This is a genomic window from Nocardioides glacieisoli (assembly GCF_004137245.1).
Lineage (GTDB): Bacteria > Actinomycetota > Actinomycetes > Propionibacteriales > Nocardioidaceae > Nocardioides > Nocardioides glacieisoli.
On record NZ_SDWS01000006.1, the window covers coordinates 316,876 to 340,825 of the forward strand.

At 69.9% G+C, this 23,950-nt stretch carries 21 protein-coding genes; 4 read left to right on the forward strand and 17 right to left on the reverse strand.

The genetic code is table 11. The annotated features are described in order from the left end of the window. Positions 1–15 precede the first annotated feature (15 nt). The 7 genes from EUA06_RS14970 to kduI all read right to left on the reverse strand — a co-directional run bounded on the left by EUA06_RS14970 (position 16) and on the right by kduI (position 7,937). Entirely contained in the window at positions 16–1,503 is a 1,488-nt protein-coding gene (locus EUA06_RS14970) for an aldehyde dehydrogenase family protein (RefSeq protein ID WP_129477178.1), read from the reverse strand. A 60-nt stretch (positions 1,504–1,563) separates the two neighbouring features. Then, positions 1,564–2,571, reverse strand: coding sequence for an ABC transporter permease (locus EUA06_RS14975; RefSeq protein WP_129477180.1), 1,008 nt, complete (start codon positions 2,569–2,571; stop codon positions 1,564–1,566). A 1-nt stretch (position 2,572) separates the two neighbouring features. Then, entirely contained in the window at positions 2,573–4,129 is a 1,557-nt protein-coding gene (locus EUA06_RS14980) for a sugar ABC transporter ATP-binding protein (RefSeq protein ID WP_129477182.1), read from the reverse strand. Continuing rightward, positions 4,126–5,139, reverse strand: a complete 1,014-nt coding sequence (locus EUA06_RS14985) for an ABC transporter permease (RefSeq protein WP_242498169.1) — start codon at positions 5,137–5,139, stop codon at positions 4,126–4,128. The genes EUA06_RS14980 and EUA06_RS14985 overlap by 4 nt, the downstream gene beginning before the upstream one ends. Positions 5,140–5,141: 2 nt before the next feature. Further along, positions 5,142–6,224 carry a sugar ABC transporter substrate-binding protein gene (locus EUA06_RS14990; RefSeq protein WP_129477184.1) on the reverse strand — a complete coding sequence of 361 codons (1,083 nt, stop codon included), beginning with the start codon at positions 6,222–6,224 and terminating at the stop codon, positions 5,142–5,144. 127 nt (positions 6,225–6,351) lie between these two features. After that, entirely contained in the window at positions 6,352–7,122 is a 771-nt protein-coding gene (gene kduD, locus EUA06_RS14995; protein ID WP_129477186.1) for a 2-dehydro-3-deoxy-D-gluconate 5-dehydrogenase KduD, read from the reverse strand. Beyond that, the gene (kduI, locus tag EUA06_RS15000; protein WP_129477187.1) at positions 7,119–7,937 is read right to left on the reverse strand and encodes a 5-dehydro-4-deoxy-D-glucuronate isomerase; all 819 of its coding nucleotides are present in this window, start codon (positions 7,935–7,937) and stop codon (positions 7,119–7,121) included. Before kduI ends, kduD begins: the two co-directional genes overlap by 4 nt. A gap of 166 nt (positions 7,938–8,103) precedes the next feature. Here kduI and EUA06_RS15005 point away from each other — a divergent pair, with 166 nt between their 5' ends. Then, positions 8,104–8,904 carry an IclR family transcriptional regulator gene (locus tag EUA06_RS15005; protein ID WP_129477189.1) on the forward strand — a complete coding sequence of 267 codons (801 nt, stop codon included), beginning with the start codon at positions 8,104–8,106 and terminating at the stop codon, positions 8,902–8,904. Here EUA06_RS15005 and EUA06_RS15010 read toward each other — a convergent pair. Further along, complete coding sequence (locus tag EUA06_RS15010) at positions 8,901–9,764, reverse strand: LysR family transcriptional regulator (protein ID WP_129477191.1); 864 nt, start codon at positions 9,762–9,764, stop codon at positions 8,901–8,903. The genes EUA06_RS15005 and EUA06_RS15010 overlap by 4 nt on opposite strands. An 83-nt stretch (positions 9,765–9,847) precedes the next feature. Here EUA06_RS15010 and EUA06_RS15015 point away from each other — a divergent pair, with 83 nt between their 5' ends. Beyond that, the gene (locus tag EUA06_RS15015; protein ID WP_129477193.1) at positions 9,848–10,846 is read left to right on the forward strand and encodes an EamA family transporter; all 999 of its coding nucleotides are present in this window, start codon (positions 9,848–9,850) and stop codon (positions 10,844–10,846) included. A gap of 257 nt (positions 10,847–11,103) precedes the next feature. Here EUA06_RS15015 and EUA06_RS15020 read toward each other — a convergent pair whose 3' ends face one another. The 6 genes from EUA06_RS15020 to EUA06_RS15045 all read right to left on the reverse strand — a co-directional run bounded on the left by EUA06_RS15020 (position 11,104) and on the right by EUA06_RS15045 (position 17,993). Beyond that, positions 11,104–12,318 (reverse strand): fatty acid desaturase family protein, encoded by a 1,215-nt coding sequence (locus EUA06_RS15020; RefSeq protein ID WP_129477195.1) that lies wholly within the window; start codon positions 12,316–12,318, stop codon positions 11,104–11,106. A 14-nt stretch (positions 12,319–12,332) separates the two neighbouring features. Beyond that, positions 12,333–13,409, reverse strand: coding sequence for a ferredoxin reductase (locus tag EUA06_RS15025; protein ID WP_129477197.1), 1,077 nt, complete (start codon positions 13,407–13,409; stop codon positions 12,333–12,335). Positions 13,410–13,461: 52 nt separating this feature from the next. Then, on the reverse strand, positions 13,462–14,922 hold the full coding sequence (locus tag EUA06_RS15030; RefSeq protein ID WP_165354407.1) for a phospholipase D-like domain-containing protein: 1,461 nt from the start codon (positions 14,920–14,922) through the stop codon (positions 13,462–13,464). Between the two features lie 108 nt (positions 14,923–15,030). Next, positions 15,031–16,032 (reverse strand): cytochrome d ubiquinol oxidase subunit II, encoded by a 1,002-nt coding sequence (locus tag EUA06_RS15035; protein ID WP_129477201.1) that lies wholly within the window; start codon positions 16,030–16,032, stop codon positions 15,031–15,033. Beyond that, positions 16,029–17,432, reverse strand: coding sequence for a cytochrome ubiquinol oxidase subunit I (locus EUA06_RS15040; protein ID WP_242498170.1), 1,404 nt, complete (start codon positions 17,430–17,432; stop codon positions 16,029–16,031). The genes EUA06_RS15035 and EUA06_RS15040 overlap by 4 nt, the downstream gene beginning before the upstream one ends. A gap of 51 nt (positions 17,433–17,483) precedes the next feature. Then, entirely contained in the window at positions 17,484–17,993 is a 510-nt protein-coding gene (locus EUA06_RS15045) for a hypothetical protein (protein WP_129477203.1), read from the reverse strand. 175 nt (positions 17,994–18,168) lie between these two features. Here EUA06_RS15045 and EUA06_RS15050 point away from each other — a divergent pair, with 175 nt between their 5' ends. Together EUA06_RS15050 and EUA06_RS15055 are read left to right on the forward strand one after the other, a co-directional pair. Then, positions 18,169–19,971: a sensor histidine kinase gene (locus EUA06_RS15050; protein WP_129477205.1), complete on the forward strand. Its 1,803-nt coding sequence runs from the start codon at positions 18,169–18,171 to the stop codon at positions 19,969–19,971. Beyond that, a complete protein-coding gene (locus EUA06_RS15055; RefSeq protein ID WP_129477207.1) occupies positions 19,968–20,603 on the forward strand; it encodes a response regulator in 636 nt (211 codons plus the stop codon). The genes EUA06_RS15050 and EUA06_RS15055 overlap by 4 nt, the downstream gene beginning before the upstream one ends. 296 nt (positions 20,604–20,899) lie before the next feature. Here the strand turns inward: EUA06_RS15055 and EUA06_RS15060 are convergent, their stop codons facing one another. Genes EUA06_RS15060 through EUA06_RS15070 form a run of 3 tightly spaced genes read right to left on the reverse strand, consistent with a single transcriptional unit; the run spans position 20,900 to position 23,833 of the window. Next, on the reverse strand, positions 20,900–21,742 hold the full coding sequence (locus EUA06_RS15060) for an NmrA family NAD(P)-binding protein (RefSeq protein WP_129477209.1): 843 nt from the start codon (positions 21,740–21,742) through the stop codon (positions 20,900–20,902). Then, positions 21,739–22,275 carry a TetR/AcrR family transcriptional regulator gene (locus tag EUA06_RS15065; RefSeq protein ID WP_129477210.1) on the reverse strand — a complete coding sequence of 179 codons (537 nt, stop codon included), beginning with the start codon at positions 22,273–22,275 and terminating at the stop codon, positions 21,739–21,741. The genes EUA06_RS15060 and EUA06_RS15065 overlap by 4 nt, the downstream gene beginning before the upstream one ends. Positions 22,276–22,306: 31 nt before the next feature. Continuing rightward, a complete protein-coding gene (locus EUA06_RS15070; RefSeq protein WP_242498171.1) occupies positions 22,307–23,833 on the reverse strand; it encodes an MFS transporter in 1,527 nt (508 codons plus the stop codon). Positions 23,834–23,950: the final 117 nt, after the last annotated feature.

Below are 23,950 nucleotides of genomic sequence, written 5' to 3' on the forward strand. Positions count from 1 at the left end.
GACTGGACCCTTCGATCAACGGAGCTCGGCGATGACGGTCTTGAGCTCGGTGTAGTCGTCGAGGCCGAACGAGCCGAGCTCGCGACCCCAGCCCGACTGCTTGAACCCACCGCGCGGCAGGGTCACGTCGTCGGCGTGCCAGGTGTTGAGCCACACCGTGCCGGCGCGCAGCTTGCTGCCGACGCGGTGGGCGGTGCCGATGTCCTTGGACCAGACGCCGGCGGCGAGGCCGTAGACCGTGTTGTTGGCGGCGGCGACGACCTCGTCCTCGGTGTCGAACGGGATCGCGGTGATGACCGGGCCGAAGATCTCGTCGGTCTGCACCGCCATCTGCTCGGTGACGTCGGTGATGAGCGTCGGGGAGAAGAAGTAGCCCTTGTCGGCGGCCGGGTCGGGGCTTCCGGCGGCCAGGGTGGCGCCGTCGGCGACCGCGCCGCGGACGTAGCCCATGACCTTCTCGTGCTGCTCCTGCGAGACCAGCGGGCCCATCGTGGTCGCCGGGTCGAAGGCGTCGCCGACGCGGATCGCCTTGGCCGCCTCGGCGACGCCGGCGATGACCTCGTCGAAGACGTCGCGCTGGACGTAGAGCCGCGAGCCGTTGACGCAGCACTGGCCCTCGTTGAAGTAGCCGGCGAGGGCGGCGCCGGCGATGGCGGCCTCCAGGTCGGCGTCGTTGAAGATGATGTTGGGGGCCTTGCCGCCGAGCTCGAGCGAGACCTTCTTGAGGTTCTTCGAGGCACCGGCCGCGATCTTCTTGCCGACCTCGGTGCTGCCGGTGAAGGCGACCTTGTCGACGTCGAAGTGGTCGACGAGGGCAGCGCCGGCGTCGCCGAAGCCGGGCAGGATGTTGACGACACCGGCGGGGACGCCGGCCTCGAGCAGCAGCTGGCCGAGGTAGAGCGCGGTGAGCGGCGTCTGCTCGGCGGGCTTGAGCACCACGGTGTTGCCGGCGGTGATCGAGGGGATGATCTTGAAGGCGGCCATCGTCAGCGGGAAGTTCCACGGGACGATGCCGGCGACGACGCCGATCGCCTCGCGGCGGGTGTAGGCGTGGAACTCGCGGCCCGGCACCGACATCGGGATCGTGGTGCCCTCCATCTTGGTGGCCCAGCCGGCGAAGTAGCGGAACAGCTCGGCCGCGACGCCGACGTCGCCGCGCGCGGACGCGAGGGACTTGCCGTTGTCCAGAGACTCGAGCTGGGCGAACTCCTCGGCCCGCTCGTCGATCGCGTCGCCGATGCGCCACAGCAGGTGGGAGCGCTCGCGCGGGGTCATCCGCTGCCACGGCGAGCCGGCCTCGAAGGCGTTGCGGGCGGCGACGACCGCCCGGTCGGCGTCCACGGCCGAGGCCTGGGCGACCTTCACGAGCACGTCCTCGGTGGCGGGGTTGACGGTGTCGAAGGTCTGGCCGTCCTTCGCGTCGACCCACTCGCCGTCGATCAGCAGCTGCCGGGGCGAGGAGAGGAACGAGGAGACGGCGGGGAGGAGCTGGGACTCGGACATGAGAGGCCTTCCGGTGCAGGGTGTTCAGGGTGGTCGTACGTCAGGGGGCTGGGGACTCGGCTACTTGATGATCAGCACCTTGGATCGGTCCAGGGTGAGCGCGACGGCGGCGACGATGATCGCGCCGTAGAGGATCTGCTCCCAGGCCGACGGGACGCCGACGATCGGCAGGCCGACGCGCAGCAGCGTCACCACGAGGGCACCGGCGAGGCTGCGCCACAGGGAGCCGTGGCCCCCGGTGATCGCCGTACCGCCGACCACGATGGCCGCGACCGCGGGCAGGAGCAGGTTGTCGGCCATCGTCGGGCTGCCGCTGAAGTTGCGGGAGGCGAGCATGACGGCGGCGAGGCCGGCGCAGGCGCCGGAGACGGTGAAGGCGGCGACCTTGACCGCGTCGACGGGCGTGCCGGCCAGGCGCGCGGCCGACTCGGAGTAGCCGGTCGCGCGGACGAAGCTCTCGAGGGGCGTCAGCTTGATGATCAGCGAGATCACCGCGACCACGAGCAGCGCCACGAAGAACGACATCGGGAGGTAGCCGGCGACGTAGAGGTTGAGCCACCCGGTGGCGTCGCGGTCGATCACGCGGATCGGTCCGGCGTCCGAGATGACGAGGGCGACCGCGGAGAAGATGCTCATGCCGCCGAGCGTGACGACGAACGACGGGATCCTCAGGACCACGTGGGCGATGCCCTGGACCGCACCGATGGCCCCGGCCGCGGCGACGGCCACGAGGATCGTGAGCCCGCCGAGGTCGGGCAGCCACATCGCGAAGAACACCGTGGAGAGCGAGCAGAGCGCCGCGATCGAGAGGTCGATGCCGCCGCACAGGACGACCAGCGTGGCGCCCGCGGCGAGGACGACGAGCGGCGCAGAGGTGCGGACCGCGGCGGTGAGGCTGCGCTGGGTCAGGAAGTCCGGGTCGGCGATCGTCAGCGCCGCGAGCAGCGCGACGAGCGCGATGACCGGCATGAACGACGTGACGCGCTGGGCGGCGGTGGGGGCGCCCGTGACGACGGCCGGCTCGGCGGCCGGGTTCGATGCAGGCTCGGTGATGACGGGGGTGCTCATGTCAGACCATCTCCTTGACGAGGTCGAGGGGGGTCGGCTTGCCACCCGAGGGGCAGGAGACCTCCTTGGTCGCGCGGCCGTCGTTCATCACGATGATCCGGTCGGACATGCCGATCGCCTCCTCGAGGCTGTCGGCGAGCAGCACGGTGGCCACGCCGCTGTTGGCGAGCTCGCGCATCAGGCGGTAGACCTCGGAGCGGGCACCGATGTCGAGGCCGCGGGTCGGGTGGTCGAGGAGCAGCAGCCGGATGTCGCCGGCCACGAGCCACCTGGCCAGGACGACCTTCTGCTGGTTGCCGCCCGACAGGCGCCCGATCTGGGTGCCGCGGTGCGGGGTGCGGATCGAGAGGCGCTCGATCCACTGGTCGACCAGGGTGGCCTGCTTCTTCGGGACCACCATCGGCCCGGTGCAGCGCGCCTTCTGCTTGGTCAGCATCATGTTGTCCGCGACCGACATCGGTCCGACCATGCCCTCGATCTTGCGCTCGGCGGGCACGTAGCCGACGCCGGACGCGACCGCACCGCGGGTCCCGGACAGGTCGAGCTTCTCGCCGTCCAGGGTGACCTCGCCGGACAGCGTCGGCTCGGCGCCGAACAGGGCCCGGCACACGTCCTCGCGTCCGGAGCCGTGCACGCCGACGATGCCGACGATCTCGCCGGCGCGGACCTCGAGGTCCACGTCGCGGAAGGTGCTGCCCGACATGCTCTTCACGACCAGGCGTGGCCGGGCCGGCTCGTCGGAGTGCTCGGCGAGGCCCTCGTGGTAGTGGTCGTCGGATCCCGTGGACCCGATCATCATCCGGTGCAGGTCAGCCGGCTCGGCGCCCGCGGTCGGCACCTCCCCCACCGACTGGCCGCCACGCAGCACGCTGACGCGGTCGCACACGTCGAGCACCTCGTCGAGGCGGTGCGAGACGAAGACGACGGACGCGAACTCGCGGAGCCGGCGCACCTGGGTGAAGAGGGTCTCGATCTCCGCCGACTCCAGCACCGAGGTGGGCTCGTCGAGGATGATCACGGGCGGGTTCGAGGTTCGCTCCTCGATGCGGAGCACCTTGGCGATCTCCACCATCTGGCGGTCGGCGAACGACAACGAGTCGGTGCGTGCGAGCGGGTCGATGTGGGAGCCGATCTTGTCGAGCTGCTCCTGCGCGAGCTTGCGCATGGTGTCCCAGCGGTAGATGCCGCGCCGGACTCCTGCCCCCTCGCTGCCGAGGACGATGTTCTCCGCAGCCGTCAGGTTGGGCACCAGCGACTGCTCCTGGAAGACCATCCCGATGCCGTGGTCGGCGGCGTCGACGACACTGCGCAGCTTCACCTTCTCGCCGCGCACCCAGATCTCGCCGGCGTCGGGACGGACCAGGCCGACCAGCGCCTTGAGGAGGGTGGACTTGCCGGCGCCGTTCTCGCCGGCGAGGCCGAGCACCTCGTTCTGCCGCACGACCAGGTCGACGCCGTCGAGGGCCTTGACGCCCGGGTAGTGCTTCACCAGTCCGCGCACCTCGAGGGCGTTGACCGGGGCCGGGCCGTCCTGCAGGTTCGTGGTCACTGAGGTCATTTGGTCACCTGGTTCCTACGACGCTGGGGAAGGACGGCGGCGGAGACGGCCGCGACGACGATGAGGCCCTGTACACCGCCCTGCCAGTAGGGGCTGACCCCCACCTGGACGAGGCCGTTGGTGAGGACGGTGACGAGCAGCACGCCGACCGCGGAGTGGAGCACTCCCCCGCGACCGCCGGTGAGGAGGGTGCCGCCGACGACGGCGGCGGTGATCGCCGCGAAGTCGTAGCCCTTGCCCGCCTGCACGAGCCCCGCGCTGAGCTGGCTGGTGACCATCACGCCGGCGAGCCCGTAGAACGCACCGGCCAACGTGAACACGGCGACCTTGTAGGGGGCGACCTTCACGCCGGAGAGCGAGAGCACCTCCTCGGCGCCGCCGATGGCGTATGCGTAACGGCCCAGGCGCGAGTAGCGCTGGATGAGCCAGCCCACGAGGACGCAGGCCACGGCGATCCAGGTCAGGTAGGCCAGGCCGAGGAAGCGGTTGACGGCCCACCCGCGCAGCATCTCGTCGGTGATGTTGGGCTGCACACCGGCGAACATGAGGGTGGCGACACCGAGCCCGACGGCGGAGACGCCGAGCGTGGTCATGAACGACGGGACCCTCAGGCTCACCAGCGCCATCCCGCTGACGCAGCCGAGGCCCGCGCCGAGCAGGACCGCGACCAGGATCCCGAGCAGTCCCCACGCGTTGTCGTTCCTGTTGTTGGCGACGAGGAGCGCGACCGCGATCGCGGAGGCGCCCATCACGCCGGGGACCGAGAGGTCGATCGAGCCCATCATCAGCACGAAGGTGATGCCGCAGGCCACGACGGCGAGGACCGCCGCTGCGTCCAGGATGTTCTGCACGTTGCCGACCGTGCGGAAGTCCGAGCTCAGGGCTGCGAAGACTGCGAAGATCACGACCAGCGCGATCGGAGGTCCGGCGTCCAGGAGGGACACCCCCCGCCGAGGCCGGGGGCGCGGCGGGACCACCACGTCGGTGTCGGCCTTGGCGGGGGATGTCATGGTCACGAGATGGCGCCCTGCGAGCGGCTGAAGACGTTGTCGCACTCGAAGTCGGCTTCGTCGACCTCCGGGGAGGTGAAGTCGCCGACGTTGTCGCCGGTGATCAGGAACTGCTCGGCGAACCAGGCACGGTCCTCGTCGGCGATGTCGTCGACGGAGAGCTCACCGGTGGCCACGCAGTAGCCGATCGCCAGGCCGATGCCACCCTGCCACGGGCCGTCGGAGGAGACGGTCGCGGTCATGGTGCCGTCGCCGATGGCGGTCAGCGCGTCCGGGACCGCGTCGATGCCGACGACCGCGACGTCGTCACGGCCCGCCTGCTCGAGAGCGGCGAGGGCGCCGAGCGCCATGTCGTCGTTGGCGGCCCAGATGCCCTTGATGTCGTCGCCGTGCTTGGTGAGCAGCGTCTTGGTGACCGCGAGCGCCTCGTCACGCGAGAAGTTGGCGGTCTGCTGGTCGAGCAGCTCGACGTCGGGGTTGGCCTCCAGCGACGCCTCGAGACCGGCGAAGCGGTCCTTGGCGGCACCGGTGTCCAGGATGCCCTGGAGGGCGATGATGCCGCCCGAGCCGCCGATGGCCTCGGCAAGGGCGTCGCCGATCTGCTGGCCCGACTCCACACCGTTGTAGGTGATGTGGCTCAGCCACTGGTCGTAGTCGGTGACGTTGACGTCGGCCGGCTTGTTCCACTGGGTGACGAGGTAGGCGCCGGCCTCCTGGGCACCCTCGACGATCGGCAGGGTGTCCGAGTCGCCGTTGGGCAGGATGTTCATCACGAGGCACTCGGTGTCGCCGGCGAGGAGCTGGGTGATCTGCTCCTGCTGCTTGGTCGAGTCGCCGTCGTAGGTCAGGCGGTCCTGGGAGAGACCGACCTGCTCGGCGAAGGCGTCGCCGCCGTCGAGCCACGCGGCCTCGTAGGGGTTGGACTCGTTGCGCACCTGGCCCACGAGGACGACGTCCTCGGGGGCGCAGCCGCCGGCCTCGGCACCGCCGCCGGCCCCGCCGGCCTCTTCGCTGCACCCGGTGAGGGCGGCAGCGGCCAGGGTCAGGCCGATGACTGCGGCAGTGGGTCGGGAGATGGACTTCATGGTGATCCTCATTCTCTTCGGTGCCGCGTAACGGCGGGTGGGACTGAGCTGGATGTGAGCTGGTGGTGCCCCGAGGAGTGCGTCGTACGGGTCGTGCGTGTGCGGTCTGGGGTGGGGGAAGCAGTGGTCAGCGGGCCATCCAGCCGCCGTCGACGACCAGGACGTGGCCGTTGACGTAGTCGGCTGCGGACGAGCTGAGGAAGACGGCGGTGCCGGCGATGTCGTCGGCGCTGCCCCACCGACCGGCGGGGATCCGCTCGAGGATCGACCGGGCACGGTCGGGGTCCTCGCGCAGCGCCGTGGTGTTGTCGGTGGCGATGTAGCCGGGGGCGATGGCGTTGACCTGCACGCCGTGGGGACCCCACTCGTTGGCGAGGGCCTTGGTGAGGCCGGCGACGGCGTGCTTGCTGGCGGCGTACGACGCCACGCGGATGCCGCCCTGGAAGGTCAGCAGGCTGGCGATGCTGACGACCTTGCCGTGGCCGCGCGCGACCATGGTGCGACCGACCTGCTGGGTGAGGAGGAAGACGCCGTTGAGGTTGACGTCGAGCACGCGCTCCCAGTCCTCGCGGGCGAGGTCCACGGTGTCCTGGCGGTCGATGGTGCCGGCGTTGTTGACCAGGACGTCGACCTGCCGCGACGCGGCGAGCTCGGCGCCCACGCGCTCGACGGCGGCGAGGTCGCCCATGTCGAGCTCGACCACGTCGACCTTGCCACCGAGCCCGACGACCGCCTCGCGGGTCGCGTCGTTGCTGCCCGGCCGTCCGACGAGGACGACCTCGGCACCGGCGCGGGTCAGGCCGAGCGCGATCGCCCGGCCGATGCCGCGACTGGCACCGGTCACCACCGCGCACCTGCCGTGCAGGTCGAACGGTGAGGAGGGGGTCGACTCGGTCACAGGTCCCCCACCGCGACGGGGCTCAGGTCGGTGTAGACGTTGTTCTCGCCGGCCATCGCCCAGATGAAGGCGTAGGAGCCGGTGCCGGCGCCGGAGTGGATGGACCACGGCGGGGAGATGACGGCCTCGCGGTTGCCGACGACGAGGTGGCGCGTCGAGCCGGGCTCGCCCATGAAGTGGAAGACCCGGTCGTCCTCGGCGAGGTCGACGTAGCAGTAGACCTCGGTGCGCCGCGGGTGCAGGTGGGGCGGGAACGTGTTCCACACCGAGCCGTTGGCGATCACGGTGACGCCGAACTGCAGCACCGCGGTCTGGAGCTCCTGGCCCCAGGCGTAGCGGAAGAGGCTGCGCTCGTTGGCGGAGTCGGACGAGCCGAGCGCGACGGGCTCGACCTCGCTGTGGCTGAGCAGCTGGGAGGGGTACGTCGCGTGGGCGGGCGCGGAGACGAAGTAGAAGGCAGCCTCGGCGCCGGCGAAGGCGACGTCGCTCCCCCGGCCCACGAAGAGGCCGTCGAGGTGCTCGAGCTCGAACTTGTCGCCGTCCACGAGGACGTGGCCGGCCCCGCCGACGTTGATGACGCCGAGCTCGCGGCCGACGAGGTGGGACTCGGTGCCGAGGACCTCCGTGAAGGCCGGCAGGTCGAGCTGGCCGGTGCCGGGCACCGCACCACCGACGAGGAGCCGGTCGTCGTGGGTGTAGGTGGCGCGCACCTCGCCGTCCACGAAGAGGTCCTGGACCAGGTAGTTGTCGCGCAGGTCAGCCGTGGTGGCAGTCTCCGCACTGGTCGGAGCTGTCGAGTATCGGACCTGGATCAACGGAAACCCCTTGGTTTGTGAACTGCGTTCGTACTTGTGAACTGCGAGGACCATACGGGTGACTGCCGTCACAGGTCAAGGGGTTGAATTCTGGTCCATGTATGCGAACTCGGCTAGAGTCACCCCAGCGGGGCCGGGGGCCTCGACCGACCACAGGAGCACGCCCATGAGTCCAGCCGTCCAGCAGCAGGAGCTCGCCGCACCCGCGGCGGCCGGTCCGGTGAAGTCCGCAGCGCGTGCGCTCGACCTCCTCGACGAGATCGCCGCCCACGGTCCCGGCACCCAGCTCCAGCTCTCGACCCGGCTGAGCATCCCCAAGAGCAGCCTCCACGCGCTGCTGCGCACGATGGTCGACCGCGGCTGGCTCCAGACCGACCCGACCGGCAGCGTCTACCAGCTCGGCATCCACTCCCTCGTGGTCAGCTCGGCCTACCTCGACGGCGACCCCGTCCTGGCCCGCGCCACGTCGGTGCTCGACGAGGTGGCCGGCGCCACCGGGGAGACCGTGCACCTGGGCCGCCTCGACGGCCCCGACGTCATCTACACCGCCAAGCGCGAGTCGGCGCACCCGCTGCGGATGCACTCGGCCGTCGGGCGCCGGCTGCCGGCCTACGCCACCTCGCTGGGCCGCGCCCTCCTCGCCGAGATGCCGGTCGAGGACCGCGGCGCGATGGTCCCCGAGCACATCAGCGCGATCACGCCCAACACCACGACCGACAAGGACGCGGTGCTCGAGATCATCGACCGCGCGGCCTACCAGGGCTACGCGACCGAGAGCGAGGAGTCGTGCATGGGCGTGCGCTGCTTCGGCGTCGCGCTCCCCTTCACCCACCACGCGGTCGACGCACTCAGCGTCGCGGTGCCGATCAGCCGCCTCGGCGACGGTCGCGAGGACCTCATCATCGAGACGCTGCTCAGCGTCAAGGCGCGCCTCGCGGCGGTGCACGGCAACAGCCTGGTGCGCTAGCCGCCGGCCAGTCTCTTCACCACCGCCCGCAGCGGCGGCCAGCTGTCGCGTCCGCGGCGGGTGACGGCGTACGCCCTGAGGTGCACGCCGCCGTCGCCCAGCCGCACCACGCTCACCCCGCGCCGCGACGCGCGCCCGCGGGGCAGCAGGGCGACGCCGCGGCCGTCGACGACCAGGTCGTCGACGAGCTCGAGCGAGTCGATGCGGTGCACCACCCGCGGGACGAATCCGGCGCGTGCCGTCAGCGAGCGGAGCGCGCGCTCGTCGGCGACGTGGCGGGAGTTCACGATCCAGTCGCGGTCGGCGAGGTCGGCCATCACCAGCCGGCGGTCGCGCGTCGGCACGCCCACTCCCCACTCGCGCGTCCACAGCGGCGTGACCTCGTGGTCGTCGCGCCACTCCGCGGGTGCGAGGTCGTAGTCGTAGACTAGGGCCAGGTCGACCTCGTCGCGCGCGAGCAGGTCGAACGACTCCGGCGGCTCGTGCTCGAGGATCCGCACGTCGATGCCGGGGTGGGCGGTGCGGAGGTCGTCGATCGCCGGGACGAGCGAGGTGCGGATCGCCGAAGCGAACCCGGCCACGCGGAGCACGCCGACCGGTTCGGCTCCCGGGTCGAGGTCGAGGCGCGCGGACTCCACCGCGGCGAGGATGGTCACGGCGTGGTCGGCGAGCCGTCGACCCGCCGGGGTCAGCCGGACCCGCCGGCCGTCCGGCTCCACGAGGGGCGTGCGCACGTCGCGGGCCAGGGCCGCGATGCCCTGGGAGACGCTCGACGTCGTGGTGCCGAGGGCGTCGGCGACCTCGTGCATCGAGCCGAGGCGGGCGAGCTCGAGAAGCATGCGAAGGCGACGGACGTCCATGGGGTCATTGTGCTGATCCGACGAACGAACTGTCCACCAAACTCACGTGGACGCGAACGGTCCCGATCACCTTCACTGGGCGCATGACCCGCTCCCCCGCGCGCACCGGCGCCTCGATGGCCGTCGCCGCCATGCTCTGCGTCCAGCTCGGACTCGCTGCCTCGGTCGGCCTCATCGACGACCTCGGCACGTCCGGCGCGGCCTGGCTGCGCCTCGTCTGGGCCGGCATCCTGCTGCTGGCCATCGTCCGTCCGCGGGTGCGCGACTACAGCCGCGAGGCCCTCGTCGCCGGGACGGCTCTCGGCGTCGTCACCGCCGGCGTGACGATCCTCTTCATGGGTGCGGTGGCACGGCTGCCGCTCGGCACGGCCAGTGCGCTGGAGTTCCTCGGCCCGCTGACGGTCGCCGTCGTGCGGAGCCGCGGCACGGGGCGCGCCTGGGCCCTGCTCGCCGCCGCGGGCGTCGTGTGCCTGACCCAGCCGTGGACCGGCGACGCGGACCCGGTCGGCGTGGCCCTCGCCCTCGGCGCGGCCGTGTGCTGGGCGGCCTACATCCTGCTGACGCAGCGCGTCGGCGACGCCGTGAGCGGACTGGGCGGCCTGGCGATCTCGATGCCGGTCGCCGCCCTGGTCGCCACCTTCGTGGCCGGACCGGGCGTCGTCGACCACCTCACCCCGCAGCTGCTGCTCTACGGCCTCGGGCTGGCGATCCTGCTGCCGGTCGTGCCGTTCGCCCTGGAGCTGATGGCGCTGCGCCGGCTCACCACGGGCGCGTTCGGCACGCTGATGGCGCTCGAGCCCGCCTTCGCGCTGGCCATCGGGTTCCTCGCCCTCAGCCAGGTGCCCAACGGGCTGGCCGTCGCCGGCATCGCGTTCGTCGTCGCGGCCGGGATCGGCGCCGAGCGCAGCGGCTCACGGCACGAGGGCGGGGATCCTCGGCTCGAAGAGCGGGCGGCGGTCGACGTCGTCGCGACCGGGTCGGACGAACTCGAAGCTGGCGGCGGTGACCACCACCCAGTCGCCGGGCCGGGTGTCCTGGCCGAGGACCGGGTCGACCACGTCGGCGTACGCCTCCAGCAGTGACTCCACGCAGTCGACGTGGCTCGGCGGGAAGTGGAACGACAGCCGGTCCAGCTCGCGTCGCGAGCCGACGAACGCCAGCGGCCGGCCCAGCGTCGCGCCGCAGACGCCGCACACCCGGCTGAGCGCGCACTGGGTGACCCGTCGCTTGTCGAGGTCGCGGACCGTGGCACCGACCTCGGTGCCGGCGGCGAACGGCACCGGCACGCCGTACGCCGGATCGGTGGGGAGCTCGTCGAACGAGCGAGGAGCGGCGTCCATCAGGCGCTCCGCTCCCGCGGACTGCGGGACCACGCGCCCAGCTCGGGACGGCGCGTGGGCCGCTCGGCGTCGGACTTCCGCCTGCGGTCGCGCACCGGGCTCGGCGGCTCCGGCTGGTCGCTGCTCGTCCAGCTGTTGGGGACCGACAGCTTCATGATCGTGCGCAGCGCCTGGCCGTACTGCCGGTGCAGCGGGCCGATCGTGTAGGGGATGTCGTACTTCTCGCAGAGGGCGCGCACCTTCACGGCGATCTCGGGGTAGCGGTTGCTCGGCAGGTCGGGAAAGAGGTGGTGCTCGATCTGGTAGCCGAGGCTGCCGCTGAGGACGTGGAGCGTGCGGCCGCCCTCGAAGTTCGCCGACCCGAGCATCTGGCGCAGGTACCACTCGGCGCGGGTCTCGTCCTCGAGCTCCTCCTCGGTGAAGTGCAGCGCCCCGTCGGGGAAGTGCCCGCAGAAGATGATCACGTAGGACCACAGGTTGCGGGTCACGTTGGCCGCGGCGTTGGCCTTGAGCGTCGAGCGCCACGCCGGCCCGGACAGCGCCGGGTAGACGACGTAGTCCTTGAGGACCTGGTTGCGGCCCTTGCGGAGGATCTGGCGCAGCTGGCGCTTCATCTCCTTCGGGTCCTTCTCGCCCTTGCGGATCCGCTCGAGGTCGAGGTCGTGGAGGGCGACGCCCCACTGGAAGAGGCTGGCGAGCAACGCGTTGTAGACGGGCTGGCCGAGGTTGGCCGGGTGCCACTTCTGCTCGCGCGCCATCCGGAGGATGCCGTAGCCGATGTCGTTGTCGTGGCCGAGCACGTTGGTGAACTGGTGGTGGACGTAGTTGTGCGAGTGCTTCCACTGCTCGGCTGGCTGGGCGGTGTCCCACTCCCAGTTGCTCGAGTGGATCTCCGGGTCGTTCATCCAGTCCCACTGGCCGTGCATGACGTTGTGGCCGATCTCCATGTTCTCGAGGATCTTGGCGACCCCCAGCATGGCGGCGCCGGCCACGAGGGCGGGACGTCCCGCCCTCGTGTGCGCGCTCGCGAGCATCGCCACCCGTCCGCCCGCGGCGAGGCCGCGCTGGATGCGGATCAGCCGGTTGATGTACGCCGCGTCCTCGGCGTTGCGCGACTCCTCGATCTCCGCGCGGATGGAGTCGAGCTCGCGGCCGAGCTGCTCCACGTCCTCCTCGCTGAGGTGGGTGTACTCCTTGACGTCGGCGATGGCCATGGCTACGTCCTTCCTTAGATGTCGAGCGTGCAGTCACCGACGGCGGCGGTGACGCAGGTCTGGACCTGCTCGTTGGGCTGTCCGTACTCGTCGCCGTTGCGGAGGTCGCGGACCGTGCCCGAGACCAGGGTGACCGTGCAGGTGTGGCAGATGCCCATGCGGCAGCCGTAGGGCATCCCGACGCCTGCCTCCTCGCCGGCCTCGAGGATGGTGGTGGCGCCGTCGACCTCGACCTCCTTGCCGGAGTTGCGGAAGGTCAGCGTCCCGCCCTCGCCGCCCTCTCCCCCGAGCTCGAGGGAGAACCGCTCGACGTGCAGCCGGTCCTCGAGGTCAGCGCCCGCGAAGTGCTCGGTGATCGCGTCGAGCATCGGGGCCGGACCGCACGCCCAGGTCTCGCGGTCGCGCCAGTCGGGACAGATCGAGTCGAGGTCGCCGAGGTCGAGCATGCCGTCGGTGTCGGTGTGGAGCTGGTGCAGTCTCAGCCCGTCGTGCTTCTGCTCCAGGCGCTCGAGCTCGTCGCGGAAGATCATCCGGTCCGGCGTCGGCGAGGAGTAGTGGAGCACGACGTCGGGCATCGTGCTTCGTCGATCGAGGGTGCGCAGCATCGACATCACCGGGGTGATGCCGCTGCCTCCGACGAGGAACAGCATCCGGGCCGGCGGCGGCTCGGGGAGCGTGAAGTCGCCCTCGGGAGCCGCGAGCCGGACGATGGTGCCGGGCTCGAGGCCGTTGACGAGGTGCGACGACAGCAGGCCCTCGGGCATCGCCCGGACCGTGATGGCGATGGTCCGGCCGCGCTGCTTGGTCGGCGAGCTGACCGAGTAGGAGCGCCACTGGAACTTGCCGTCGACCGGGATCCCGATCCCGATGTACTGCCCCGGCCGGTGGTCCCAGCGCCAGCCCCATCCGGGCCGGATCACCAGCGTCGCCGCGTCGTCGGTCTCCGGGACGACCTTCTCGACGCGGCCCCGGAGCTCGCGCGAGGTCCACAGCGGGTTGAGCAGGCGCAGGTAGTCGTCGGGGTGCAGCGGCGTGGTGAGCTTGGAGCCCGCTCGGCGGACCCGGTCCCACGGGACGGTGCTGGTCGACATCGCCCCAGTGAACACTTGTTCACGGAACCGGGTCAACCCCCGAGGGGGTGGTTCAGTCGTTCTCCCAGTAGGGACCCGTGGCGTAGTTCTCCGGGGTCAGCGTGGTCACCTTGCGGCGCTCCGTCACCCAGCGGCCGTCCCGGAAGACCCGGAAGTTGGCGTACGACGTCGTGTAGGCGTTGCGGGAGTTGCGCGTGTTGTTCCACTGGTAGTTGTAGTTGCCGAGGTACTTCTTGGCGACCCGGGCGCCGCGGATGGTGAGCCAGATCTCGTCGTTGGCGGTGCTGAGGCTGGCCCAGTTCGACGACCCGGTGATGACCATCTCGGTGCCGGGGATGCCGTTGTAGGTGCCCTGGATCACCAGGTACTTCTGGTGGCTGTAGTAGTCGAGGATCAGGTCGTCCACGCCGTCGCTGTTGAGGTCGAAGTCGTCGTCGAGGTTGTAGTCCAACCCGGTCGAGCGCAGCGGGATGCGGCCCCGGGGCGTGGGCGCCGCGATGACTCCCTTGGTGTGGTAGCCGATCAGCCCGAACATCACCCGCACGTCGCAGCCCTGCGCCCACTTCTTGCGGATCGCCGCGGCGAGGTAGTCGCCACGGTTGCCGCGCATCGTGTGCATCGACAGCGCCAGCTTGGTGCGTACGACGTTGCCCTCCGCATCCGGGGTCAGGCACTGGACCTTGTCCAACGTGTCGATCACGAGGTCGTTCTTCGGTCCGCTCACGCGCGGGAACGCCCAGACGGTGTGCTTGTCGACGGAGTCGTCGCAGGCCGCTCCGGTGGGGACACCGCAGAAGAGGAGCGGGTCCTGTCGCGTGTTGTAGTCGTTCTTCATGTCGTTGAAGAGGCCGACGAACTGGCGGAAGATCTCGTGCTCCCCGGACATGAAGTAGAGGTCGTTCCACTGGTGGATGGCGGCGTTGCGGGTGAGGTTGTGGGAGCCGGTGGCGATGACGTCCTCGGTCTTGCCGGCCTGGCTGAAGAGGTAGAGCTTGGAGTGCAGGTTGTTGTACTCGTTGGCCGCGCTGCGGCAGCTCTTCTTGCACTTGTAGATGAAGCTCTTCGCCGTGCGGTCCGTGCCGATCACGTTGCGGATCTTCTTCATCGCCCCGGTGTCCCAGTGGTCGTTGAGCAGGATCTGCACCTTCACACCGCGCCGGTACGCGGCGATGAGCGCGTCGGCGACGTTGACGCGGTCGAAGGAGTAGACCGCGATCCGGATGTAGGAGCCCCGAGGCGTGTGCTTGATCGTGTCGACGATCCTGCGCTCGATCCGGAACTGACCCTCCTTGCGGTGCGGGTCGTTGAAGAACGGGCCGCTGGGCGCCTCCCACTTCCGCCACTTCTTGGGCGGCTTGGGCGCCTGCTGCTTGACCTGCGGCTTGGCCTGCTGCGTGAGCTCCTGGGTGGCCGCGCTGGCGTTCCGCTCGGTCGCGGACGCTGTCGTGCCCCCGGCCAGTGCGGTGCCGAGCACCAGGGAGGAGACGAGCACCAGGGTCGAGAACCGGGACACGGACACACCTTTCGAGCTGCGCCGTCCGGCGCACGGTCCCGCTGCGAGGCGGGGACTGTCACTTCTGCGTACTACTTCTATCAACCCGACCCACGGAAATTCCGGAGATCAGCGCCGGGTCCACGCCTCACTCTGCGTCAGGCGCAGCAGGTACGCCAGCGGCGGGACCACCACGACCACGGCGAGGCCGACCGCGACCAGCAGGCCCCACAGGGTCGAGGACGCACCGGCGGCGTCGACGATCGTCACCTCGTCGACGAGCAACCAGGGGTACTGGGCCACGCCCCAGCCCGAGACCACCGACGCGACGGCGACCACGGCCGGCCAGCGCGCGGCCCGGAAGCGACGTCGTACGAGCAGCAGGAGGGTGGCACCGCCGGCGATCGCCGACAGCACGACGAGCGGCGCCGCCCGGCCCGTGAGCCCCTCGCCGAGCACGGGAGCATCGCGGAGGACCGGGACGAGCGCCGCGAACACCACCGCGCCGGTCGCCAGGCCCACGACGATCGTCCGCGTCCGCAGGTCCTCGGTCAGCCGCTGCCGGTGGCTGCGCTCGGCGTCGGCGGTCAGGAACACCCCGGCCAGGAAGGCGCAGGTGCCGACGGCGATCACGCCGCCGAAGAGGGAGGTCGGGTTGAGCCACGACGACCAGCGGTCCCCCGCGCCGTCGAGCGGCACCCGGCCGGACGCGATGGCGCCGGCGACGGTGCCGAGGAAGAACGGGGTGAGGATCGAGGACACGGCGAAGGTGACGCCGAACAGCCGGGCCTGGCCGAGGGTGGCGGAGTACTTGCGGAAGGCGAAGCTCGCCCCGCGCAGGACGATGCCGAGGAGCGCGAGCAGCAGCGGCAGGACCAGCGTCGACATCGCGGCGGCGAACGACTCGGGGAAGCCGGTCCACCAGATCACGAGCACGTAGATGAGCCAGACGTGGTTGGCCTCCCAGACCGGCCCGATGCTGTGGTCCACGAGCGTGCGGAGCTCCGCGCCGCGGCGGCTGTCGCCGGCCGTCAGGTCGAAGAACCCCGATCCGAAGTCCGCGCCGCCCAGCACGGTGTAGGCGATGACCCCCACGAACATCGCCGCCGCGACCGCGACCTCCAGGCTCACCGCTGCAGCTCCTCGACCGGAGGGGCGTACGGGCTCGGCAGGTCGGTCTCGCCCGCACGCCAGCGCCGGGCCATCGACCGCAGGACCACCACGGCACCCACGGTCATCGCGGTGTAGATCACCGTCGAGATCCCCAGCAGCCACCACAGCGCGGACGTGTAGTCACCGACCGCCTCGGGCGTGCGCATCACGCCGTGGACGATCCACGGCTGCCGGCCCACCTCGGTGGCCACCCAGCCCGACTCGAGGGCGATCGCGGCGAGCGGACCGGCCGCCACGGCTGCGCGCAGGAACCACCGTCGTTCCAGCAGGTCCCGGCCACGCCGCCGCTGGAACCAGAACCACGCGACGCCGGCGGCGAGCAGCGTGCCGATCCCCACCATGGTCTGGAAGGCGAGGTGGGTGAGGTTGACCGGTGGGCGCTCGTCCTCGGGAATCGTGTCGAGGCCGGGCACGGGTGCGGTGGGCGAGTTCATCGCGATCAGCGATCCCAGCACCGGGATGTCGATCGAGCCGCGCACCTCCCCGTCCACCAGGACGCCACCGAGCCTCAGCGGCGACGGGCTCTCGGTCGTCTCGGCCAGCTCGAAGGCGGCGAGCTTCGCCGGCTGGCGCTCGTCGAGGCCGAAGCCGAGCACGTGGCCGACGAACGGCTGGGTGAGCGCGGCGACGGATGCGAAGACGAACGGGACGATGAACCCCAGCCGGTGGTGGGCGTCGCGGCGACCGCGCAGCATCCCGACGGCGTACACGCCGGCGATGCTGAACCCGACCACCATGTAGGCGCCGACCCACATGTGGGCGAACTGCAGGAAGGCGTGCTGGTTGAACAGCACGGTCCACGGCTGTACGTCGGTGACCTCGCCGTCGACGAGGCGGAAGCCGGTCGGCACGTTCATCCAGGCGTTGACGGCGACGACGCAGTAGGCACCGATGATGCCCGTGACGGCCATCGGCAGGACCATCAGGACGTGCTGCCTCGGCGGCATCCGGCCCCAGCCGTAGAGGTAGATGCCGAGGAAGATCGCCTCGACGAAGAACGCCAGTCCCTCGAAGGCGAACGGCAGGCCGAGGACGTCGCCGTAGGTCCCCATCAGTCCCGGCCAGAGCAGCCCCATCTCGAAGCTGAGGACGGTGCCGGACACGGCGCCGATCGCGAACAGCACTGCGGACACCTTCGCCCACCGGCGTGCGAGCTCGAGGGCGACCGGGTCGTCGCGGCGGATCCCGCGCAGGTGCATCACGAAGATGATGGCCGGGAAGGCGACGCCGAAGCACGCCAGGATGATGTGCCAGCCGAGCGACAGCGCCATCTGCTGGCGGGCCGGCATCAGCCCTGCGGGCTCCGCCGCGGAGGCGAGCTGGACGACGGTGTGGACGAGCAGGTCAGGACTCAGCACCCCTCTACGGTGACTCGCTCATGACGTGATCACCAGTCTTTGTGAAAACTTTCACAAAAGCCACGACACGGTCACCGCGGTGAAGTTCGCCAGCGGGTTGAGGACGGCGAACACCAGCCCGACCATCCCGAACAGCCTCGGTGCGCCAGCCACGGGGCGGCCGTCACGGGTCAGCCCTGCGAGGTGCGCGGCGGCGGCGCCGAGCAGGGCGGGCATGCCGCACCAGAAGAACGCGAGGGCCGGCACCGACAGCACCCCCATCACCACCGCGCCGAGCCCGGCACGCTGCAGCTTCCTCCCGAACAGCCACACGGCACCGACGGACAGCAGGAGGCCGAGCGTGCCGAAGCCGAGCACGCCCACGAGCTGCTCCCCCAGGCTCCGCGGCTGCTCGCCGCTGCCGACGTAGCCGGTCTGCATCTCGGCGATGATGCTGAGACTCATCCCGAGGACGCAGACGGCGTACGCGATGCCGACGAGGACCCGGTAGCGCGGCACCCACGTCCGCGCTCCTGCAGCGGTGCCCCCAAGGTCGGGTGCGGTGGTCGACTGGTGTGCCATGCGTGCTCCTCGCAAGGTTCCCGGTGGGTCCGGGTGGTCCAGCCAACCATGGAGTCGGCGACGTCCCGCACAGAAGAGTGGAAGCGTCCCGGGTCGTCCCGCACGTGTCCCGGGGATGTCCCGCGCATCGTCCGCCCCCTGTCCGAGCGGGTCGTCCCGGACCGATGATGGGAGCATGCAGACGCTGGGCGCCGCCGCCGCCGACCCCGCCCCGGTCCTGGGTCCGGGACCGGTGCCGCTGGGCGTGCTCGGCGCGACCGCGGTCGTGGCGTTCGGGGCGGCGCTGCCGTTGCTGTTCGTGCTGCCGCACGACACCGTCAGCATCGATGCCACCCTTCCGCTGCTGGCGTGGCTCGCCGTGGGCATCGCCGGCATCGTCGGCGTCGAACGCCAGGCACCCGAGGTCTCCCGGGTGTCGGTCGGCTGGGCTGCGGTGGCCGCCGCGACGACGCCGCTGCTGGTCCTGGGGTGGTCGGCCGTCGCCTCGGACGCTGCGGTGACCTCGACGACGGCCGGCGGGTCGGGTCGCATCGACTCCGGACCCTGGTGGACGACCCCCGTCCTCCTCCTCGCCGCGGCGGCCACAGGTGCCGCGGCGACCGGCGACCGTGGGGCGCGACGGTGGCGGACCTGGCTCGTGGCCACGGCCGCCCTCACCCTCGCGGGGTCGTGGGTCGCCTGGCTCACCACCGCCCCCCAGACGTACGGCGTCGTCACCACCGCCGGGCTGGTGACGCTCGCCTGCCAGGTCGCCACAGCCGCCGCGGGCGGAAGCCCGCGCCCGGTCGACGAGCCGCTCCTCGACGTCGCACTGGTGGCCGGCGTGCTGGCCGTGGCAGCCGCCGCAGGCGGTGCCGTGTGGTGGTTCACCCAGGTCGAGCAGGTCTTCGCCGGGGAGGTCGTCGCGACGTTCGCGGGTGCGATGTCGCTGATCCTCGCCACTCCGGGCGCGTGGTGGCTGCGACGGGAGTTCCTGCACCGCCGCTACGGGCCGGGCGTGCTCGCGGCCGACGACGTCGCCGGCATCACGGCCGACCTTCGCCCGGACGGCGACCCCCGTCGGCTCCTCGACAAGGCCGCCACCATGGTCGCCGCCGTCAGCGGCACCGCGGCCGCCCGCATCGAGCTCCGTGACCCGACCGACCCGACCGACCCGACCGACCCGCTCGGGAGCCGCACCGCCGACGAGGAGGACCGCTCCTGGCGGGGGTTCCCCCTCGTCGTCGGCGACGAGCACGTCGGCGTCCTCACCGTCCGCGCGCCATCCGTCGACGGTCTCGAGGTGCGTCAGGAGCGCGCCATCCGCCAGCTCGTCCCGACCGTGGCGCTCGTCGCCCGGGCCGTCACCTCTGCCCTCGAAGCCGAGCACGCTCGCAGCGACCTCACCCGCGAGCGCATCGCCGAGCGCGGCCGGATCCTCGCCGACCTCCACGACGACCTCGGCCCCGTCCTCGCCGGGATGAGCATGCGCGTCGAGGCAGCCCGCCACGCGACCCCCGCACCCACCCTGGACGCGCTCGCCCAGGACCTCGCCACCGCTCGCGCCGACCTGCGCCGCATCGTCGCCGGTCTCACCCCGGCGGCACTCCACGGGCAGGAGGCCGGGACCGCGATCGCCCAGCTGGTGGACTCGTTCCGCACCGACACCGGGCCGATCGTCCGGCTGCACGGCGTGGTCCCGCCCGACCTCGGCCCCGAGACCGCGCTCACCGTGTACCGGACCATCGCCGAGGCTGTCACCAACGCGCTCCGGCACGCGAGCCCGACCCTCGTCGCCGTCGAGGTGGAGCAGTCGGCCGACGACGGAACGCTCGCGCTCCGCATCATCGACAGCGGCGGCCGGTCGGAGACCCCGCACATCGTGCCGGGCGTCGGCCTGACCTCGTTGCGCGCGCGGGCCGAGGCGCTCGGCGGCACCCTCCACGTCACGACCAACCCCACCGTCGTACGCCTCACCCTCCCGGCAGCCGACCGATGACCGGCGCCCTGCGGGTCCTCGTCGTCGACGACCACCCCGTCGTCCTCGCCGGCCTGACCGCCCTCATCGACGCAGCCGACGACCTGACGGTGTGCGGCGCCGCGAAGTCCGTCGCGGAGGTGCGCGCCGTCGCGGCCGACCTCGCACCCGACGTCTGCGTCCTCGACCTCCAGCTGCCCGACGGCGACGGCATCACCCTCGGCCGCACGCTCAAGCAGCAGTGGCCGACCACCCGGGTCCTCATCCTCACCATGAGCGACGACCCGGGTGCCGTCGTCCGCTCCCTCGGCACCGGCCTCGACGGCTACCTCCTCAAGGACTCCGACCCCCACGAGCTCCTCACCGCCATCCGCAGCGTCGCGACCGGTGCCACCGTCCTGGGTCGCGGCACCAGCGCTCCCGTGGTCGCCGCCAGCAACGCTGCCCCCGACACGAGCCCGCTGCGCGCTCTCGATGCCCGTGACCGCGAGATCCTCGCCCTCCTCGTCGCAGGCCTCACCACGACCCAGGTCGCGCACCGCGTCTTCCTGGCGCCGAAGACGGTCCGCAACCGCATCTCCGGCCTGATGGGCAAGCTCGGCGTCACCACCCGCGACGAAGCCGTCTCCCTGGGTCGCGCGGCCGGGCTGTGACACGACGAAGGCCGGACCTCACGGTCCGGGCCTTCGTCATCTTGTAGTCCTAGGTCAAGCTAAGACCAACACCCTTGTTCATCGTGCGGTACCTTCCGCTCGCCTAGCAGACCAGACGTTGGTGCGATCCGGTCGCATACGAGTAACCGGCGAGCTACGGCGACGTGTGGTCGAGCGATACCTAGCTGGAGATGTCAGTGCTCAAGCCATCGCGGACGACTTCAGCATCGGCAAAGCAACAGTGCTCCGCATCTTGAAGCATGCTGAGGTACCTGTTCGACCGCACGGTCGAAGGATCACTTAGCGCCCGTCCACGCGCCGTCTGATACCGCGCGGTGCACAAAGTCTCTGAAGTCCTCAGCGGATCGACCGAGGACAATCTGGACGTCGTCTGTCGTGGACTCCAGATGACCCTCGGACACGGCTTGGCACAGGCCAGCGATGGTCTCGCGGCCTTCCTTCGGATCACTTGCCTCTTGATCATCGAGGTACTCGTTGACGTCCAACGGCTCGTAGGTAACGCTGCGCCCGAGCCCTTGGCTGAGTTCGGCAGCGATGGCATCGAAGGTCAGTACGCGCGGGCCAGTGAGTTCATAGTCGCGGCCGGCGTGCGCGTTGTTGGTGAGGGCGGTTGCGGCGACTTCTGCGATGTCGTCGGCGCTGACGAATGCCTCACCGCCATTGCCTGCGGGCAGTCTGATCTTCCCGGCCATGACATCTGTCCTGAGGAAGTCTTCGGAGAAGGTCTGCTGGAACCAGCGGAATCGGAGCACGGTGAGATCCAAGCCTGCATCGCGGAGAGCCTGCTCAGCTGCTTTCACGACGTCTGATCTTTCGCTGTCATCGAGCGGGACTGACGCCATGACGGCGGTCGAGACCCCCTGCGCTTTCGCAGTCTTCCCGAACGCGCGCATCTGATCCACGAGCGACGAGCTGGATAGCGAAGCCGCAACGACGTAGACGGCGTCCACATCCCGGAGTGCGTCTACCCATGTCGCCTGATCGTCCCAGTCGAAGCGAGGCTCGGTTGAGCGCGATGCAGCCCGGACCGAGTAGCCGAGTCGGCGCAGGACTTCGACGATGCGTTTGCCGGTCTTTCCGGTGCCGCCGGTCACCAGGATGGTCGGATTCGAGGTCATGAGTCTTGCTCCTCCGTTTCGGGAAGTTGGTCGATGATTCGCTGCGCCATGTGCTGGCGATCGGCTTGAGAGAGTGGGGCGCTACCCAGCAGCTCGTTTAGCCACAGGCCGTCTGCGGCAATGAGGGCCAGTTGGGTCTGGTCATCGACGTCGTCCCTGCTGGGAGCCCATCGACTGAGCACGTCGACCCAAACGCGATGGTTCGCGTTGTTGAAGCTATCCAGGATCATGTGCACCTGGGATCGGGTCGCGGATGTGCTTGCCATCGCGATGTAGGCAACCAGGCGCTCCCGTTGTGTCGCCTCCTCGGCCGGCTTCCCACAGACCGACTCGAGCTTCGCTTCCCACTGCTCAGCCAAGTGCTCGTGCAATGCGGCAATCAGATTGTCGCGTGACGCGAAGTGGTAGATGACGCCGCCACGGGTGACACCGGCAGCGTCCGCGACGGTGTCGAAGGTGACGCCGGTGATGCCTTCTGCCTCGATGACCGCGACGGCAGCGTCGAGAATCTCGACCTTCTTACTCGATCGCATGGCACTGTTCCTCTCGCTCGAGAGCTGATCGTTAGTGGTTCTCACTGAACTCCATGGCCTCAGTCCGAGGCCCGTAGGAACGAAGGAGTCTTGCTGTTGTGAGCGTCCCGATGAGGAGTGCGACGCCAAGCACCGCCATGGTCACGAGGTAGGCCGAATCGAAAGCGCTGTAAGCCGCGGAGAGAATGGCAGTGTTTCCATCGGCGGTCGCGACAGCGTCGGAGATGCTTTCGCCCGCCGTCGCTGGCGCGTTGGACGGGAGTTGCACTGCGGCAGCGTAGACGGCGGTGACCAGTGTGCCGAGAACAGCGACGGCCGTGAGAGAGCCCATCTCATAGGACACTTCTTCAACGGAGGCCGCCATCCCGGCCTTCTTCGGAGCGGCGTTGCCCATGATCGCCGACGAGGCGACCGAAAAGGCTCCTCCGAGACCAAACCCAGTCACGACGAACCCGCATACGAGCAACCAGAACTGGTCGAGGGACACTCCGAGCGCGCTGATGGCCACGCCCACTGTCGCCACCGCGAGCCCGCCGGAGATCAAGATCCTGAGGCCGATGACGTGAAGAAAGGCTCCACCGATCATCCCTGACGGGAGTGCTCCGAAGGCGATCACAGCGACCAGCAAACCGGCCTGCAGTGGGCTGAAGTCCTCGACAAGCTGGAAACGCTGAGTGGTAATCAACTGCAACCCTGCAATCGTGAACATCGCAAAGGCCGCAGCCAGAACCCCCCCACTGAACGCCCTGTTCCGGAAGATTGCGAACTCAAGTAGTGGTTCAGCCAACCGCCGCTGGCGCCTCACGAACATCACCGCGCCAGCAACTGCCGCAACAGCGGCAAGCACGACCACCGTCCAGTTCTGAGGCGTATGCGCAACCTCCTTGATGAAGACGACGATGCCAACTAAAGCCATCATCGCCTGCAGCGACGACGTCAGGTCCCAACTCTTCTCAGGGTTCGGATCGTTCCTCGGTGCGATTAGTACGGTAGCGGCAAGCGCGGCAAGCACTACCGGCACGTTCACCAGGAACACAGATCCCCACCAGAATCGCTCCAGAAGTAGTCCGGCGACGATCGGCCCCATCGCTGCTCCGACCACGGACAGACTCCCCCACACGGCGATCGCGATGTTGCGCTCGCGGGGGTCGTCGAAGGCGATCCGGATGAGAGCCAGAGTGGCTGGCATCATCGCGGCGGCACCAACCGCAAGGAGAGCTCGTGATGCGATCAAGAGCTCGGCGTTGGGCGAGAAGGCAGCAAGGACGGAAGCCAGCCCGAAGATCGAAAGACCAGTGACGAACATCCGACGATGGCCGATCCGGTCTCCCAAGGTGCCCGATCCGAGAAGCAGGCCAGCCATCACGACGGGGTACGCGTTGATGATCCACAGCGCAGTCGACCCCGAAGCTCCGAGGTCAGCCGTCAGCGCTGGCATGGCTGTGTAGAGGATCGAGTTGTCTAGCACGATCAGCAGGAGCCCAGCCCCCACCGTCGCAAGAAGCCACCATCTACGCGACGTCAACTTGTTCGTGTGGTCCCTCTGCATGTGGCTCATGCTAACTATACTAACATGTTAGTATAGTTAGCATCAAAGGGGCCCTTCCCAGATGAGCGTGGTTGAGGTGCTCGCCTCGAGCGGCGTGTCTGGGCGGTGAAATGGCGTCAGGGCCCT